The organism is Leptospira paudalimensis (assembly GCF_026151345.1).
Taxonomy (GTDB): domain Bacteria; phylum Spirochaetota; class Leptospiria; order Leptospirales; family Leptospiraceae; genus Leptospira_A; species Leptospira_A paudalimensis.
The window spans coordinates 1,523,969-1,542,144 of sequence record NZ_JAMQPR010000001.1 but is presented as its reverse complement, the minus strand read 5'-3'; the positions used below and the strand labels follow the sequence as shown (position 1 = coordinate 1,542,144).

The window sequence follows — 18,176 nt, the reverse complement described above, 5'->3', positions numbered from 1 at the left end:
TTTAGGATGTTTCCTACTATTTGTCAATTCCCATTGATAACGTATACAGAACTTGCAATCTGTGTATCTTCTTTAAGTATCACAAAAGCTGGATTTTATTGCATAAAATTGTGATATTTAAATTAAAATATTAGTCCCAGCCTTGTTTGTCCTACCCCTCGTTTACCATGAAACAATTGCAGAATTTTTGGAAATATAAGACTCTGACGATAAACTATGGCAATCAAAAAATCGGAATTATACTCATCTCTTTGGAAATCTTGCGACGAACTTCGTGGTGGGATGGATGCATCACAATACAAGGATTATGTTCTTGTGATGCTGTTTATCAAATACATCTCGGATAAATATGCAGGACAGGCTTTCTCTCCCATTACGGTTCCTAAGGGTAGCTCTTTTCAAGATATGATCAACCTTAAAGGAAAGCCAAGTATTGGTGACGATATCAATAAGAAGATACTGGGACCCCTCGGTGAGGCGAACAAAATCTCTGATTTTCCTGATTTTAACGATGTAAATAAATTGGGCAGTGGAAAAGAGATGGTGGTAAAGTTGACAAAGCTTATTGCTATTTTTGAAAATCCTGCTCTCGACTTTTCGGGTAATATAGCTGAAGGTGATGATATTTTAGGTGATGCATATGAGTTTCTCATGAGGCATTTTGCTACCGAAAGTGGTAAGAGTAAGGGTCAGTTTTATACACCTGCGGAAGTGAGTAGGATTATGGCAAAAATCATCCATGTGTCCTCTGCTGATAAATCTAGCAAAACTGCTTATGACCCCACATGCGGATCGGGTTCGCTCCTACTCAAAGTGTCTGCTGAGGCAGGTAAAATCACTCTCTATGGGCAGGAGATGGACGTGGCAACGTCTTCACTTGCCAGAATGAATATGATCCTCCATGACAATCCTACAGCAGAGATCAAACAAGGGAACACACTTGCCAATCCTTTATATGTAACAGACAAAGGGGAACTCAAACAATTTGATTTCTTTGTCGCCAATCCACCGTTTTCCTTTAAGGCATGGAGCAATGGTCTTGATCCCTTAAACGACCGTTATGGGAGATTTCAGGATTTTGGAATTCCCCCTCAGAAGAATGGAGACTTTGCCTTTTTACTCCATGCCATTCGGAGTTTGAAAAGCAATGGTAAGGGTGCGATCATTCTCCCCCATGGTGTTTTGTTTCGGGGGAATGCAGAAGCCGAGATTCGTAAAAAACTGATCCAAAAGGGTTATATCGAAGGGATCATTGGACTTCCTGCCAACTTGTTTTATGGAACTGGGATTCCTGCTTGTATCCTTGTAATCAACAAAGAAGACGCTGAGTCTAGAAAAGACCTCTTCATTGTGGATGCTTCCAAGGGATTTGAAAAAGACGGAAACAAAAATCGACTTCGGGAACAAGACATTCATAAGATTGTGGATGTCTTTACCAATTGCATCGAAATTCCAAAATACAGCCGTAAGGTGAGTCTGAAAGAGATTGCTGAGAAAGAATACAATCTAAATATCCCTCGTTATATTGATAGCAGTGAACCTGAAGACATCCAAAACATAGAAGCCCATTTGCAAGGTGGGATTCCTGAAATGGATGTGGATGCCCTATCTCCTTTTTGGGAAGTCTATAAAGGTCTAAAAGAGACCTTATTTGTTCCCCATGCACGGAAAGGCTTTTATAATCTAAAGTGTAGTAAGGAAGAGATCAAAACAAAAATCTACGAACATCCTGAGTTTGTAAAGTTTGGAAACCAAATTGAAACTACCTTTACCAAGTGGAAGAAGGAACAGGAAAGTCTTTGTCATTCTATTAGAAAGAATACCAAACCAAAAGAGTTTATCCATAACTTTAGTGAAAGTCTACTTTCTGCTTTTTCTAAAACACCTCTTGTGGATGCGTATGATATCTACCAACACCTAATGACATATTGGTTGGATACCATGCAAGACGATGTGTATCTCCTCGTGGACGCAGGATGGAAGGTTGGAAAGGAAACAGAATCCCTTGGCAAGTCCAAAGAGTTGGAAGGAAAACTGATTCCTAAATCAATTCTATTAGATGTGTATTTTGGAAAGGAAAAAGAGGCAATTGAAACTTGGGAGTCGGAACGAGATAGTCTCAATTTGCAATTGGATGATCTAGCAGAAGAACATGGTGGCGATGAGGGACTCTTGTCTGAGGCAAAAACCGACAAAGACACGATCACACCTAAGTCAGTGCAGGCTCGCTTGAAACAAATTCAATCGGACAAAGAAGCCAAGGAAGAAATCGAACTCCTCAACCAATATCTATCGGTGGCAAACCAAGTCTCTGAACTGAATTCCAAAATCAAACAAGCCCAATCTAATTTGCAAGCGAAACTACAAGATCGTTACCAAAGCTTAAAAGAAACCGAAATCAAATCCCTTGTGGTCGATTCCAAATGGTTTGCCAAACTTAAGGAAGATGTCCACTCCGAACGAAATCGCATCAGCCAAACACTGTCCAAACGAATCAAAGAACTTGCGGAACGGTATGAACAACCCTTGCAGGATTTGGAGAAAACAACTAAAGACCTAGAAGCAAAGGTGAAAGGTCATTTGGCTAAGATGGGGTTTGGCATATGAATGAGAAGATTAAAGAAACGGAGGTTGGTTTGATTCCCGATGAATGGGATATCGCAACTTTAAACGAAGTTTGTAAATTAATCAATGGACGCGGGTTTAAACCGAATGAATGGAGAGCCGAAGGTATTCCAATAATTAGAATACAAAATCTTAATGGCTCTGAAGATTATAATTATTATCAAGGAACATATGATAAAAAAATTGAAGTTGAGAAACACCAACTTTTGTTTGCTTGGTCAGGAAGCAGGGGAACTTCATTCGGTCCACACTTATGGAATAATATAAAGGGGTTACTGAATTATCATACCTGGAAGATAATAGTATACGAACAAAAAGTAAATAAAATGTTCTTCTTCTATTCTTTAAAAAAATTAACTAGACAGATAGAAGAAAAAGCTCATGGAGCATCAGCTTTAGTTCATACCCAAAAATGGGAAATGGAAAAATACCCAATCCCCCTTCCACGCACTATAGCCGAACAAGAAGCCATTGCGACTGTGCTATCCGACACCGATGCATGGATTGAATCCCTCGAAGCCCAAATTGAAAAGAAAAAACTGATCAAACAAGGAACCATGCAAGAGCTGTTAACGGGGAAACGCCGTCTGCCTGGGTTTGGTGCAGGGAAAGATTGGAAAGACAGTGAGGTTGGACAGATTCCAGTAGATTGGGAAGTGAAACGGTTGGGGGATATTATAAGCGAAAATCCCAAGTATGGAATTAACGCACCAGCAATTGAACATGACGATAGGTATTTCAACTACTTAAGAATCACTGATATTGATGAGAATGGAAGAATTAATCTTAAAAATCTAAGTTCGGTGGCTCACCCTTTTTCTAGAAATTACATTTTAAAAAACAATGAAATAGTTTTTGCAAGAACAGGTGCAAGCGTTGGTAAATCTTATATACATTCCGATAAGAATGGAACTTATGTTTATGCAGGATTTTTGATTAAAATAAATATAAATACAAATATTGCAAATCCACATTTAATTTTCCTTCATTTACACACTAAAAATTATAAAGATTGGATAGAAACCAATTCAGCTAGGAGTGGACAACCAGGTATAAATGGAAATCAGATAAAAGAATTCTCTTTTCCTCTTTCTAACATAATAGATGAGCAAGAAGCCATTGCGAAAGTTCTGTCCGAGATGGATGATGAGATAAAGGCTTTAGAACAGAAGGTAGAGAAAGCGAAGGGTATCAAACAAGGTTTGATGCAGGTGCTACTAACGGGGAAGATACGGTTGGTGTGAGGGGGGAATGGGGATGAAACTTTCAAATGAAGATGAGGAAAGTTTATCTTATATCTATGTCCTTTCAAATATCCTAATAGAAGCTATTCGTGCATATTCCATCGAGAAGAGCCAATTGAATATATTGAATGTTAATAACTGGCTAATGGCTTTATTTGAACTTTTTGGTGATATTTCCAAATATTTTCCTTCAATACTTCAAAAAAGTAGATTGGAAGGAAATACCTTTGGTGAATTTGAGAACAATTATACTCTCAGAAATCTAAATGTATCGATAAGACAAGACTTCCAATTAAAACTTATTCGAGACAAATCCTTTCATGGTTTGCAAAACCGATTCAAGAATAAAAAAAACTACAATCATTTATCCTGGATTTTATTAGGAAGAACTTTATCAAAAGATGCATACTTTCTAGAACTTATTGATTCAACAATATTAGATGTTCTTCCTTTCATTGAGAAACTTAAAGCAGAAATATGCAATGTCCTTGGTTATGATTTTTCAAGCAGACTCAAATCAGTAAATGAAGAAAAATTATAAGAATAGTTGGAGAAGATGAAGGGGATAAAAAAGGAATTGATGCAGGTTACATTAACGGTGAAGATATGGTAGGTGTTAGGAGGGATGGAAGAGATTTATGAGAATCCTAATCGATACAAATATACTCATCCACTTTGAAGATCACAAACATGTCTCGGAAGAATTTTATCGATTTTATAAACATGCCATTAAAAATCATTGTAGACTATTGGTGCACCCATCAGTATCTGAAGACCTAAGTAACGACTCCAATCTTGACCGACAGAAAATCATCACAGCGAAATTAGAAAAATATGAAAAGCTCGAAAACCCAGCCGAGCCTGATCAAGAATTCTACAATTTATATAAACCAAAGAATTCACATGATAAGATAGATGCAAAATTAATTTATCAAGCTGTAAAGGGTTATATAGAACTTTTAATCACAGAAGATACAAGAATTTTAAAGACTGCAAAAAACTTTAAAATTGAGAGCCGTGTAAAAAACATAAAAGAGGGATTAGATTTTTTAATTGAAACATTTCGATTTGACATACCTACACATCCTATCCTTTCGCATGGAAGTGTAAGAGAAATCATCGAAAGAAAAAATGAGACATTTTTTGATTCATTAAGGCAAGGTTATAAAAAATTCGATCTATGGCTAGATGAATGTGCAAAGCAAGATAGATTGGCATATTATCTAATCATTGAAGAAAAACTGTCTGCACTTCTGATCTACAAAAAGGAAACACCGTTTGATCATAAAATCAAAGATATATATGAAGATGTTTTAAAAATATGCACATTCAAAGTAGGTGAAACTAATTTTGGAAATAAAATTGGTGAACTTTTTCTAAGTAAAATGTTTGCATTTTGCATTGAAGCAAAGATCAATTACCTCTATTTAACAGTGTATCCCGAACATGATCGCTTAATTAGGCTTTTAGAGCTATATGGTTTTGTGAACTCCCATAGCAATGGAAACGGTGAATTTATTATGATTAGGGAAATGAAAAAGCCAGAAAATACTGAATCCTCCAATGAAAATTCATCCATTCAACATCCATACTATTCTGACAACTTCAGGTATTCGAAATTCATTGTTCCAATAGAAGAAATCTATTCAGAATCACTTTTTAAAGATTCTAGACTAAGAGAAGCAAAGTTATTTGATAAAGAGTCAATCAATGAAATTCAAGGAAATACCATCCAAAAAGCATATATCTGCAATTCTAGAGTCAAATTAGAAAAGAAAGATTTGATATTTTTCTACATATCTAGAACAATAAAAAAGGCGTCTCCCATAGGTATTGTAGACTCCTATCATCGTGTTTCAGAGATGAGTGAATTAGCAAGTTTAGTAACCAAAAGAACTGTTTATCCTATAAATGATTTACAAAGACAACTTGAAGAAAAGAAAACTTTAACTGTCATTCTTTTTCGCTTAATTACTTATATGAAAACTCCACTCCCTTACCAAGAATTGAAAAGCTTAAATTCGTGCAGAAACAATTTAACAACTATAACTAGACTTACTGAAGAAGATTACTCTAAGATCAAGAACAAAGGATTTTTCGATGAACGCTATATTATCAATTAAACCAGAATATGCTTGGGCAATAATGGAAGGCAAAAAAAAAGTCGAATTTCGGAAGAATATATTTAAGAAAAAAATAAAAAATGTCTTAATCTATTCATCTTCACCAGATCAAAGATTCATCGGCTATTTTTCAATAAAAGAAATAGATATAGATTCACCGAATAAACTTTGGAAAAAATATTCTAAAGAAGGCTGTATTTCTAAAGAAAAGTTTTTTCTTTACTATTCTAATAAAGTTGAAGGTACATCCATTATCATAGAAAAAGTAGTGAGATTTCGTTCACCTCTAGAACCAAAAAGCATATTCAAAACATTTACACCTCCTCAATCATTCATATATTGTGAAATGGATTTATCAAAGTTAAAGTAAGTCTGATCATGAAACCGTTCCCTAAAAAAATCACCTTATTCCTAATTGATGGAGATGCCAGTGGGAGGATATCTGCGGAACTTTCCAATTGGAATGGAATCACGTATAAAATCCCAAGGACTTTGATCAAAGAATCTGTGAACCGAGAGGATTTATATTCGACTGGTGTATATTTTCTTTTTGGAAAGAATCCAGAAAACGAAGAGAAAGACCTAGTTTATATCGGAGAAGCAGAAAGCATACTCGATCGGTTGAAACAACATCTAGGGACAAAAGAATATTGGATCGAAGCCGTTTGCGTCTTTAGCAAAAATTTAAACAAAGCACATGTGAAATACTTAGAAAAACGATTATTCGATTTAGCCAAAGAAGCAAATCGTTACGAACTCGAAAATGCAACGATTCCTGCAAAAACCAGTATCTCAGAGGCAGACCAAGCGGAGATGGAAGAGTTTTTAGAGAATGTAAAACTGACTATCCATACCTTAGGTTTTAAACTGTTTGAAAAAATCAATAAACGACAAACGCAAAGCATCCCTTCCCAATCCCAAGATTATACCATTTCAACCAAAGGAATCAAAGCGACAGGCTTTCTCACAAGCGAGGGATTTGTCGTAAAACAAGGGAGCCAGGCTTTATCCGTACTTGCACCCTCTATGGAAAAGTGGGCTAAAGGTTATGTTCGGCTAAGAGAAAAACTCATCGCAGAGAACATCCTAAAGAAAGAAGGTGAAAATTACATCTTTACGTCTGACCAACTTTTCTCCTCTCCGTCGTCAGGTGCTGTGATTGTCATGGGTAGAAATGCGAACGGGATGACAGAATGGAAAGACGAGAAAGGACAGTCTCTAGCGGAGAATGAAACGATTGAATAGCAAAAAAAAACTATTAAAACAAAACGGGAATTAAGCGATTGTCTATTAATGTTTGACGATTTTTTATAATAATTACGATTAAAGTATAACAGAATATGAGAATTGGCGATATCGAAAGAAAAACCCAGGAGCGGGTCATTGATCTCTTCCAAAAGGAATTAGGTTATGATTTTCTTGGAAATTGGAAGGATCTATCGAACAAAAACATTGTCCCAAACCTACTCGCCAATTTTCTTTCCAAACGAGGAATCTCGGATTTCAAAATCGCACGAACTTTAGACCTTCTCCACCAGACAAACAACCAGTATGGCAAATCTCTATACGAACGAAACAAGGAGGTCTACTCTCTACTCCGTTATGGAATCCCTGTAAAAGAATCTGCAAGTGAAAATGCCGAAACCATTGCACTATTTGATTGGGAACATCCAGACAAAAATCACTTCGCCATAGCCGAAGAAGTGACAGTCATGGGAAAATCAGAAAAACGCCCTGATCTTGTTTTGTATGTCAATGGAATAGCTCTTGCCGTTATAGAGTTAAAAAAAGCAACCACCTCAGTTTCAGAAGGAATTCGACAAAACATTCGTAACCAAAGTAAGGAAGCAATCGAAGACTTCTTTACAACCATTCAAATGGTTCTTGCAGGAAATGATACTGAAGGTCTCCGTTATGGAACAATTGGAACTGGTGAAAAATTCTTTTTAAACTGGAAAGAAGATATAGATGATCATTCTCGAAACCTTCTAGATAAATACCTCTTAAAAATATGTAACAAACAAAGATTCCTCGAAATCATTTATGACTTCGTTTTGTTTGATGGTGGAATTAAAAAACTACCAAGATACCACCAATACTTTGGAATTAAGTCTGCCCAAGATTTCGTAGAAAGAAAAGAAAGTGGGATCATCTGGCATACCCAAGGAAGCGGAAAATCACTTGTAATGGTGTTACTTGCTCGATGGATTTTAGAAAACAATCCCAATGCAAGAGTTGCCGTCATTACTGACCGAGATGAACTCGATACACAAATCGAAAGAGTTTTCAAACAATCGGGAGAAACCATCTATAGAACCCGAAGTGGAAAAGACCTGATCTCTCAGCTAACCAATGCCACACCAAGACTATTATGTTCACTCATTCATAAGTTTGGAAAAAATAACGTAGAAGACTTTGATGCCTATCTAGAAAGCATCAAATCCAATCCTCCCCAAACCAAAGGAGAAATCTTCTTATTTATAGACGAAGCCCATAGAACCCAATCAGGGAAACTCCACAGGTTGATGAAGGCAATTTTAAAAGATGCAACCTTTATTGGATTCACAGGAACACCTCTTCTTAGAAAGGACAAACAAACTTCTGAGGATGTGTTCGGACGTTACATCCACCAATATCGTTTTAATGAAGCTGTTCGGGATGAAGTTGTTTTGGATTTGATGTATGAAGCGAGGGACATTGACCAACGCCTATCCTCTCCTGAAAAGGTAGATGAATGGTTCAATGCCAAAACCAAAGGTCTCAACGATTATCAAAGAAAGGAACTAAAGAAAAAATGGGGAACCATGCAAAAGGTTCTCAGTTCCAAATCACGAATGGAAAAGATCGTCTCAGACATCTTACTCGATTTTTCGAATAGACCTGCACTCAGCAGTCAATACGGAAATGCAATGCTTGTTGCAGGTAGCATTTATGAAGCTTGTAAATATTATAAACTCTTCCAAGACACAAGTCTTCGTGGAAAATGTGCGGTCATCACTTCCTATGCACCAAAGAAAGGCGATATCCGAACAGAAGATATTGGCGAAGGAACAGACACTGAGAAAGAATTTGTATATAATACTTACCTCTCTATGCTAGGAGACAAAGATGCAGACCAATTCGAGGAAGAAGTAAAAAAAGCATTCATCGAAACTCCAGCTCTTATGAAACTCATCATCGTAGTCGATAAACTCCTTACTGGTTTCGATGCACCTGCTTGCACGGTTCTCTATATAGACAAGAATATGCAAGATCATGGACTCTTCCAAGCCATCTGTCGAGTGAACAGATTAAACGGAGAAACAAAACCTTTTGGATATATAGTAGATTACAAAGACTTATTCAAAAAGGTAGAAAATGCAATAGAAGTTTATACTTCGGAACTTGCGAATGATGAAACGCAATCTAGTCATGAAGATGGTTCCATTACAGTAAAAGATAGACTGAAAACTGCCAGAGAAAAACTAGAAGAGCATCTAGAAGCTTTAGAAACACTTTGTGAACCAGTAGAGCCACCGAAAGACAGTTTGGCATATAGACGATATTTCTGTGGGAATACAGAAAAACAAGAGGATTTAGAGGATACTGAATTCCTAAGGATTAACTTGTATAAGCTTACTGCCACCTTTGTTCGATCTTTTGCCAACATTGCAAATGAGTTTGAAGAAGCAAATTTTACGAAGAAAGAAGAAAACTATTATAAATCAAAATTCGAGTTTTATGTAAAGTTACGCCAAGAAATAAAAATCTCATCTGGTGACGTCATCGATCTGAAATCTTATGAAGCGGATATGAGACATTTGATCGACCATTACATCCAGGCAGACGAGTCCAAAATTGTTTCCATGTTTGAAAATCTCCCGCTTTTGGAATTGGTAAAGAGCCTAAGCAGTTTAAAAGATGAAAGTGCAAATACACCCAGAAATCGGGAAGCATCTGCCGAAACCATTGAAAACAACATCAGACAAAAAATCATTAGAGACCACCTACTCGATCCAGCCTTCTATAATAAAATGAGTGAACTCCTCCAGGAAATCATCATGGAAAGAAAAAAGGGAGCCACGTCATACAAAAACTACCTCAAAAGGGTGATGGAACTGGCTAAGAAACTCAGTCAAGGAAACCGATCAGATGCACCGACCGAGCTGAAAACACAAGGTCAGGTAGCCCTTTATAACAATCTGAATCAAAACTTAGAACTTGCCCTAAAACTTCATGAGGCAATCAATTTTAACCGTCCTGATGACTGGTATGGAAACCCTACTAAAGAAAATGTATTAAAAAAAACCATCTATGATTTAGTGGATAAGAATATCGAAGAAGTAGAGAGAATTTTCAAAATCATTGCGGAACAACCAGAATACAGATAAGTTTTCCCTACAGAACATTCAGATTTCTGTAACCTATAAAGAAATTAAAAACATACACCTTTCCGTTTATCCACCTAACGGGGAAGTCATGATCTCTGCCCCACTCCACATGCGAAAAGACATCATAAGGGTGTATACAATTTCCAAACTCAGTTGGATCAAAAAACAAAGGGAAAAGTTTCAAAAACAGGAACGGGAACCAAAAAGAGAATTTTTGGATAAGGAATCCCATTACTTGTTTGGCAAACGATATTTACTTAAAGTTGTTACTACAACGGGAAAACCATCCATTCAAGTAAAGGCATCCTCACTTATACTAAGTGTTCCCAAGAATACATCGAAACCGAAGATTAAGAAACTATTCGATGAATGGTATAAAGAAGAGTTACAATCAAAGACCGACAAAATAATCTACTCTGCACAAAAGAAAATGGGACTGTCAGATATCTCCCATGGGATAAGAAAAATGAAAACTAGATGGGGTTCCTATATCCCTGGCAAAAAGAAAGTCTGGCTAAACACTGAACTCGCAAAAAAACCAATAGATTGCATTGAATATATCATCTATCATGAACTCACACATTCCTTTGAAAAAACTCATAGTGCAAAATTTAAGTCGATCTTGTCGCATTTTTTACCTAATTGGAAAGAGCTTCGGAAAAAACTAAACGAGTTACCCACAGCTCATGTTGATTGGGAGTATTGAATCTCTAACACTCATTTATATATCTGAAATACGGTTTAGCAATTTCCCTCATATTTCTTCAAGATTTATTATAGTAAAATAGATTGTAAGTTAATTCAGACAATAAATTTAGATTCTCCATTAATAGTTGATTGAAGCCTTTCTAAAAAGCTTTTATACTTTTAATTTATTAGAATTTTCCAAGAATTATCATCGTGTAGTTCGGAATGCTCTGGCAACTTATTATTCAGTCACCCTCTGCAATCAAATATTAATCAGGAATCCATAATATTTTCTTGCAAATTTTTTACTAGTAAACAAATTAAAGTAATGCGTGTTACAGTATATTACGACTATTCTGGTAAGCTTTAAATTGCCCCAAAATAAGTAATATTTAAAATACTGCTTTTTTTGATTAAATCCTTTGATAATCATGTTTCTTTGGAAAGAAAAAATTTTGTGGATAATAATGGTAAAAATTGCTCCATTCTTTAATAATGAAAACAGATAGAAAATATATTGAGACAATTGTTTCGGCAAACAACGATAACAGTTTGGCAATTTTTGTTGGCTCCGGAATCTCTAAAAGTTCTGAATCTAAAGGAATCAAATTACCTTCTTGGGCAGATTTGATTGAAGAGTTTAAAGTCGAATTAGAAATTGACAATGAAAGTGATTTTCTGAAAATCGCTCAACTCTATCATTTGGCATTCGGAGAGTATACATACTATCAAAAAATAAAAAGTTACTTTCCTGATCACATACCTCCTTCTGTTATACATAAACTAATATTCGATATTTACCCTCATGTAATTATTACCACTAACTGGGACAATCTTTTAGAAAAAACAATTCAAGAGAATACCTACTTATATGATGTGATTTCTTCAGACAATGATTTGGTAAAATCATCTTTGCAGAATAAATTAATTAAGATGCATGGTGATTTCAAAAATCATAATATTGTTTTTAGAGAAGATGATTATATAAATTATAACCGACAATTCCCTTTGATTGAAAATTATGTAAAAAGCATTCTTTCGACTCACACTGTTCTATTTCTTGGTTACTCATACAATGATATAAATTTAAAACATATTGTAAAATGGATTCGAAACTACTCTACGGTAAAGCCACCAATGTATCTAGTGACATATAATCGTAACGATAACCAAATTAAATACTTGGAAAATCATGGAATTACAACACTAATTTTAGAAGAAATTGATTATAATAAAATACCTGAAAATTTGGCTTCAGATGATTATTCAAAAAAAATGTTAACATTTCTTTCAAGAATACTAACCAAAGATGAAATGAATGTAGCAAAAAATTTGGATGAAATTATAAATTATTTACTAGAGAAGCTTAATACTTTAAACGAGCTTGAAGGAATACTTGTAGAGCAGATACAAAATGCTTTAACAAATTGCGGCTTTTTTATTGAGTCTGATTCCTTACCTATTTTAGAATTCTATGGTGAGCCACATTTTGATGAAAATAGTAAATGGGTCAGAGAGATGTACGCTCAATTCATAGAATTCCTTAAAGAATCTTTAGCCCAAAAAAGAAAAATACCTGATAAAGTTCTTCAAATATTTGAAATCCTTAGAAAAGCCAGAATTAAAGGAATAATGATTCCACAAAAGGATAGCGAATCACACGAGAAAAAATATCTTAAATTTGGAGATTTCTTAGCTTTAGAAGACTCGAATAATAAAAATGATTATTTGAATTTTGACTTTAAAACTTCAATAGCTAATCCTGAAAATCTTGATGAAATGTTTGAGTCTGCCTATAAGCTTTACAATTTAGATAAAGTAGAAGATTCCTTTGCATTGATTGAGAAGGTAATAAAAATCTGCATGAAGCAGAGAAATTATGCAAAACTTTTTATTGCAATGCTTAACCGAGACATCTTATTGCAGAATTTGAAATTCGGTATTTATTCTTATGATAAAAATGAAAAATATAAAAAAATCGAAAAATATAATTTGAAAGAATTGTATTATAATCTACCTAAAGATATGAAATTTGCTTTAGAGCCGATATACGAATTTGTAAATTTTTCATTCATTTATAGATATGCCTATAGTATTTCAAAAGAAAGCAAATCACTAGATTCTAAGCAAATATTGTTCGACAATAATATTGACCAAATGTCCTCTAAACACGAAAATCTTGTAAATTTTGTTTTAATGAATAAAATCATGATAGAAAATTTCGACGAATATAAATCAATTAATGCATCTTTCGTTAAGATAGCATTGGAAAAATATTCGAAAAAAGAAATTTTCACACTATCTAAGACAGAGTTATATACTTGTATTAAGTGCATTGAATATAAGGAATTGCGTTTACTTCTAACAGATTTTTACAAAAAAGATTCCCCCAAAATAGGAAAACTAGTAATTAGTGAACCACATAAAGAATGGTTGATAAAAACTGTACTCGAGAACATTACCACTCATTTTATTAATTCAAATCACGGCAATATATTCGAAAAATATATTCAAAATACTACATTCATCTTGTCACTTTTAAAAAATGAGGTTGAAGACTCAAAGAATATATTAACGGCAATAAATAAAATTCTAAAGGAAGGGAAGAATACGCTCATTATTTTTGAATCTATCAATTTTTATCTGGGTATACAGCATAATCTTTTTAATCTTGAAATAGATAAAGAGTTTCTAATAAGTATGATAGAGACTCTCATTGAGAAATTGGTTTGCAAGAATTTAACGGGACTCGAACACATAGCTTTAACACGAAATGAACTTTCAAATCTTTATGGCTATGCGATAATGAAGGAAGTGGTTTTCGAAAATGAAGGCTTAATTGAGAAGTTAATTTCAGAAGTGAAAACCTATTCTACGAAAGATAAAATTGAAATCACGCAAAATTTCATTTTAAGAATCTATGAAATCTCGAACGTTGCAATAAAAGAAAAAATCAAGGAGTTCGCATTATCCATAGATACTTTTGAGGAAGTAGAAGTGGAGAATCGTATTCTATTCGAGAATACTTTAGTAATATATAATTTTAAATCTTTTTCAGCTGAATTGAAAAAGGTTATAGAAGTTTATTTGGAGCAATATAAGGATGGAAGAAGATTCTCCTCGCTTCTATTTTCACTAGACAGTCAAATAGACTTTTTGATTTCTAATGTAAAAGAAAAAGGTTTAGAAGATATATCAGAAATACTTAAATCTGCAATCAACCAATACTTAGAAAGTAAAAGAAGTTTGATGTTTTAATTTTCAGTTCAAAAAGATTCTCCTGGACAAAAGTCTGAACGGAGAACCTCGTTTTTGAAAAAGGGTCAGGCTTTATGTTTTTCTAAAGATTAAGAAGTCAAATTTAGTTTATTCATAAAATATGTGATACCTGCAAATGCGGCTATCGTAAGTAATCCTTTGACTGCAGATGATGATTCAAATCCATCCACAATTGAACTGCTAAAATGCTGGCAATTAAAGGTTGTCAGATTATATCTTTTGGTTTCATTTAATGCCAGCTTCATATTTTGAATGACTTCTCTAATAGGAAGACTTGGTTTGCGAATTTGAAAGATTTGTTCCCCGCCTAGAAACTCATTTAAAGTTACAATTTCAACATTATTGCGTTGATGATTATGAAGAATAAGTATGTTTCCAAAGATATCTTTTCCATATACTACACCTGTATGTCTAAATCCGAATTCCTTCGCTCTTGATATCTCCCAACCTATGTGCCAATCTATATTCATAGAATTTTTCTCCCTATTTATTTATCAGTTCTATTTAACTATCATTAAGTTTTATAATTTTAGTATTGCTTTTGCTGTTTCATATCCTTGCATCTCTATTTCTGTAAATTCTATTACTTTCATTTGAGATAATGAGGTAGGATAAAATGCGACTTTCATTCTGGATTTGTTCGTTAGAATAGAATAACCCTCTTCATTCTCATTCATCGAATAGGAGCCTATATAGACATATGCACCTCTTTGAGTTCTATCGATGAAATTCACGAATGATCTTACTCTCAGCGACCTGGTTTGATCCAATGCTAAGTTAAACAAACGATAGAACCTCAAAGGATTAAGAAATCCTGGGATTGAAGTTTTCTCGAGGGGCAATCCAGCATCTGAGACAATTAAAAAATCGATTGGTTCATTTCCCTGTAATTTTAATTCCTGTCGTCCGCAATCAAAGAGTGGTTCAATTCCTAAATTGTCATATACTCCACCATCATATAAATTGATTGTCTCATTATTTGTGATCGTTACATCTTCTTCACTTGAATCCCAACTATTTCTCTTTTGCCAATAGAAACTATTCTTTCGTAACTCTAGTGGACCAATCCCACCTGGAAAAGCAGCTGAGACTGCCATTGCATGACTCAATGGAAAATTACTTGCATCGGCATAACCTAAAGTATATTCTCCCATCTTTTGACCTTTGAATCGGAATCTTTTGCCAGTTTCAGCTGTCGTTGCATTAATAGACCATACTGGAATTGAAGGTATATCCTTAAGCTTTCCTTTAATACCCCAACATTTTTCTAAAGCCTCTGCCAATACGAAGGCTCTAGAAAAAAAATGAATCCAGTTTTGGATATTAAAAAATAGGCTCAAAAATGCAGTTTTCTGCAATGATTTACTTGTTAGAGTAGTTTTCAATTCAGTTGATATACGATCCAAATAATCTTTAGAAGTGGGAAATTTATTATTATTAAGTGAATACATTAACCCGATCAATAAACTTCCGCCAGATACCGTTGATAAATTAGTTACTTGTTCTAACTTTCCTTTCTCAGCTAAATATCGCAACAAACCCGCATGGAATGTCGCAGCCCTAACTCCTCCTCCCGATAAAGCCAAACTTATTTTCCCAATTTCTCTCGACATACTTATACTCTATTTTATATAAAATCTTATATCTTCACTGACAATAATCATTAATATTGGCATTCCTTCTGAATTCATTACTTTCGCAAATTCGTTCAACGATGTTAAATCTGTTAGGCTGGCTTCTGAAGAATGTCCTGCTGGATGAGAATGCCAATCTCCAATATAATCACAATTTTCAGACGTTCTTTTTTTTACTTTATCAAGATACTCTTTTAAGCCCTCGCAACCACGCTCGAATCCAGAAGTCGAAGACCTACTATCTCGAGGTTCATTTGTTATATCAACAATATATATGGACTTTGTTTTCTGATCTGTGTATCCTATTACGACTCCGCCAGTCTCTTTTGGTAGATTTGAAGCTCTTAACCGTTTTAATTTGTCTTCAATAAAGCTATCATAAAAAATATTCCATCCGTTAATTTCAATACTCTTTGGGCTAAAGAGTTCGACCTCATAAGTGTCCATATGCCCAGTCTCAGAATTTAATTTTAAAATACAAAGTCTTGCATTATTAGATTTAAGTTTTAAGCGAAGCAAATTTGACAGTGAAGATGAAAGTAAAATTACCCTTTCATATGATAGAACCACTGAAAGGTCACTACAACTTGCACCTACCCTTTGCATTGGAATATTATTTTGAAGAAAATTTTCACCCCATTCTTCAGTTATTAATGCTCTTAAGTAGGAGGCTTCTATAAAATCTAACCTTTTTGATCTTTCGATATCCTCTAAAAATAATACTCCACCCGTACCGATCTGATTAAAAAACAAGGAACAAGCTCGAGGAAGTTCATTTGAAAATGAGATATCTCGAAGTAAAAAGCTTGATGCACTTGCATCCACGATCAGATCAATAGATTTATTATCAGACAAAGTTTCTGCCAATATAGTTGGACTAAACCTCTTGGGAGTATAAGTAACTAATGGATTACCTGGTGAATAATTCTGGTTCATTAATTCTGCAACAAGCTCTGCTTTTTTTCTCCCAATATCCTTTTCTTTCGCCAAATGCCGAAAAACATTGTGAGGTGCTATAGAATCGTTATCAAATAAAGACCATCTTCCCCATCCTGACTTTGACCAAATTTCCGCTAGTGTGCTACCCAAAGAACCTACGCCAATTAATACTCCATCAAACGAAGCTTCGGTGAACTCAATGCCTGACATCATAGTGGCAAAATTTTGAGTTAATGGTTTAACAATCTCTACAGGTAAAATACCAATTTCGGATAATTTATCATTATTCGAAATATTTTCGATTCCAAGTAGATCAATCTTATAGTATTTATTTGGGTCTGTTGGGGAAATACTTAAAATTCCAAGCAGGTGACCCAACTCACCTATTGCTTTAGGAATATAGAATGCAAAAAAATCAGGTTTCGCTAATAAATTCCCTGAACTATCATATCTCTTAAATTTTAATAGTATAAAAGTTTGTTTGATATTTTCTTGAATTGGAAATCCAGATGAAGGAGTTCTCAATAAAATTTCCTTTTTTAGAATATCAATAACGGAGGAAGACCTTTTTTGAAATTGTTCTTCGAGCAGCTTAAGATTCGATGGTGCAGGGAATACCCTAGTATGCTCTATTGGCTTAACTTCAAGAGTTAAGAAATTGCAATTTCCAAAATTATTTGTATTTGAAATTCTTATTACTTTGGATGTCTTATCAATATTAGCAAAAGCGAATGATTTTTCTTCTTCATAGTATGTTGGAAGTAGTAGCTTATACTCACTTATAAAATATGGTCGTTCTAATTCCTGCTCATTTGAATGTAATTTGTCTTCTGAAGTTTTTATAAACCACCAACAAATTCTATTCAGAAATTTTTGTGGAGTCCAAGATCGCTCTACTTCATCCCAAGATTCTAAATACAGACATAAAGTTTTGGGAATTATTTCAAATGGGAAATTCATGTGTAAAACATCTTCTGGGAAGTTTTCTCGTATTGGTACCACTCGGAATTGATGTTCATTTAAGCCTTTAATATAAATTATTGCCAAAGGTTCTCTATTTAATATACCTATTGAATTTTTGCTTTTGATCGACGGACATTTTACGTCAACCAAAAGTATTTCTATTATTAATTCTTGGAATTGAAAAATTCGAGTCTCGTTTAAGTCAAATTCTTTGAATTCATAGATTACATTAATTAAACTATTAACTTCTTTAGAATGCTCAGAAAGTCGATTGTCTGGAGATATAATTCTAGATTTTTCAATTATTATCAT

The 18,176-nt window shown here is 34.3% G+C and carries 12 protein-coding genes; 9 read left to right on the top strand and 3 right to left on the bottom strand.

The features are described from left to right. The first annotated feature begins 216 nt into the window (after positions 1-216). From ND855_RS07180 to ND855_RS07140, 9 genes are all read left to right on the top strand, one after another. Entirely contained in the window at positions 217-2,607 is a 2,391-nt protein-coding gene (locus tag ND855_RS07180) for a type I restriction-modification system subunit M (protein ID WP_265357776.1), read from the top strand. Beyond that, on the top strand, positions 2,604-3,869 hold the full coding sequence (locus ND855_RS07175; RefSeq protein WP_265357775.1) for a restriction endonuclease subunit S: 1,266 nt from the start codon (positions 2,604-2,606) through the stop codon (positions 3,867-3,869). The genes ND855_RS07180 and ND855_RS07175 overlap by 4 nt, the downstream gene beginning before the upstream one ends. Positions 3,870-3,882: 13 nt before the next feature. Continuing rightward, complete coding sequence (locus ND855_RS07170) at positions 3,883-4,410, top strand: hypothetical protein (protein ID WP_265357774.1); 528 nt, start codon at positions 3,883-3,885, stop codon at positions 4,408-4,410. 97 nt (positions 4,411-4,507) lie between these two features. Continuing rightward, positions 4,508-5,992 carry a PIN domain-containing protein gene (locus tag ND855_RS07165; protein WP_265357773.1) on the top strand — a complete coding sequence of 495 codons (1,485 nt, stop codon included), beginning with the start codon at positions 4,508-4,510 and terminating at the stop codon, positions 5,990-5,992. After that, complete coding sequence (locus tag ND855_RS07160; RefSeq protein ID WP_265357772.1) at positions 5,970-6,362, top strand: ASCH domain-containing protein; 393 nt, start codon at positions 5,970-5,972, stop codon at positions 6,360-6,362. The genes ND855_RS07165 and ND855_RS07160 overlap by 23 nt, the downstream gene beginning before the upstream one ends. An 8-nt stretch (positions 6,363-6,370) precedes the next feature. Next, positions 6,371-7,237, top strand: coding sequence for a GIY-YIG nuclease family protein (locus tag ND855_RS07155; RefSeq protein ID WP_265357771.1), 867 nt, complete (start codon positions 6,371-6,373; stop codon positions 7,235-7,237). A gap of 95 nt (positions 7,238-7,332) precedes the next feature. After that, positions 7,333-10,362, top strand: a complete 3,030-nt coding sequence (locus ND855_RS07150) for a type I restriction endonuclease subunit R (protein WP_265357770.1) — start codon at positions 7,333-7,335, stop codon at positions 10,360-10,362. Continuing rightward, positions 10,337-11,068 carry a M48 family metallopeptidase gene (locus tag ND855_RS07145; RefSeq protein WP_265357769.1) on the top strand — a complete coding sequence of 244 codons (732 nt, stop codon included), beginning with the start codon at positions 10,337-10,339 and terminating at the stop codon, positions 11,066-11,068. The genes ND855_RS07150 and ND855_RS07145 overlap by 26 nt, the downstream gene beginning before the upstream one ends. Positions 11,069-11,544: 476 nt before the next feature. Further along, positions 11,545-14,307 (top strand): SIR2 family protein, encoded by a 2,763-nt coding sequence (locus ND855_RS07140; RefSeq protein WP_265357768.1) that lies wholly within the window; start codon positions 11,545-11,547, stop codon positions 14,305-14,307. Positions 14,308-14,396: 89 nt separating this feature from the next. Here ND855_RS07140 and ND855_RS07135 read toward each other — a convergent pair whose 3' ends face one another. Genes ND855_RS07135 through ND855_RS07125 form a run of 3 tightly spaced genes read right to left on the bottom strand, consistent with a single transcriptional unit; the run spans position 14,397 to position 18,176 of the window. Then, positions 14,397-14,798, bottom strand: a complete 402-nt coding sequence (locus tag ND855_RS07135) for a C40 family peptidase (protein ID WP_265357767.1) — start codon at positions 14,796-14,798, stop codon at positions 14,397-14,399. Between the two features lie 51 nt (positions 14,799-14,849). Continuing rightward, entirely contained in the window at positions 14,850-15,941 is a 1,092-nt protein-coding gene (locus tag ND855_RS07130) for a patatin-like phospholipase family protein (RefSeq protein WP_265357766.1), read from the bottom strand. A gap of 9 nt (positions 15,942-15,950) precedes the next feature. Continuing rightward, the gene (locus ND855_RS07125) at positions 15,951-18,176 is read right to left on the bottom strand and encodes a ThiF family adenylyltransferase (RefSeq protein WP_265357765.1); all 2,226 of its coding nucleotides are present in this window, start codon (positions 18,174-18,176) and stop codon (positions 15,951-15,953) included.

Excerpts from the sequence above, each read along its gene's own strand:
- ND855_RS07160 (WP_265357772.1), top strand. The coding sequence starts at position 5,970 with ATGAACGCTATATTATCAATTAAACCAGAATATGCTTGGGCAATAATG.
- ND855_RS07130 (WP_265357766.1), bottom strand. The coding sequence starts at position 15,941 with ATGTCGAGAGAAATTGGGAAAATAAGTTTGGCTTTATCGGGAGGAGGA.
- ND855_RS07150 (WP_265357770.1), top strand. The coding sequence starts at position 7,333 with ATGAGAATTGGCGATATCGAAAGAAAAACCCAGGAGCGGGTCATTGAT.
- ND855_RS07140 (WP_265357768.1), top strand. The coding sequence starts at position 11,545 with ATGAAAACAGATAGAAAATATATTGAGACAATTGTTTCGGCAAACAAC.
- ND855_RS07135 (WP_265357767.1), bottom strand. The coding sequence starts at position 14,798 with ATGAATATAGATTGGCACATAGGTTGGGAGATATCAAGAGCGAAGGAA.
- ND855_RS07175 (WP_265357775.1), top strand. The coding sequence starts at position 2,604 with ATGAATGAGAAGATTAAAGAAACGGAGGTTGGTTTGATTCCCGATGAA.
- ND855_RS07180 (WP_265357776.1), top strand. The coding sequence starts at position 217 with ATGGCAATCAAAAAATCGGAATTATACTCATCTCTTTGGAAATCTTGC.
- ND855_RS07170 (WP_265357774.1), top strand. The coding sequence starts at position 3,883 with ATGAAACTTTCAAATGAAGATGAGGAAAGTTTATCTTATATCTATGTC.
- ND855_RS07165 (WP_265357773.1), top strand. The coding sequence starts at position 4,508 with ATGAGAATCCTAATCGATACAAATATACTCATCCACTTTGAAGATCAC.
- ND855_RS07125 (WP_265357765.1), bottom strand. The coding sequence starts at position 18,176 with ATGATAATAATTGAAAAATCTAGAATTATATCTCCAGACAATCGACTT.
- ND855_RS07155 (WP_265357771.1), top strand. The coding sequence starts at position 6,371 with ATGAAACCGTTCCCTAAAAAAATCACCTTATTCCTAATTGATGGAGAT.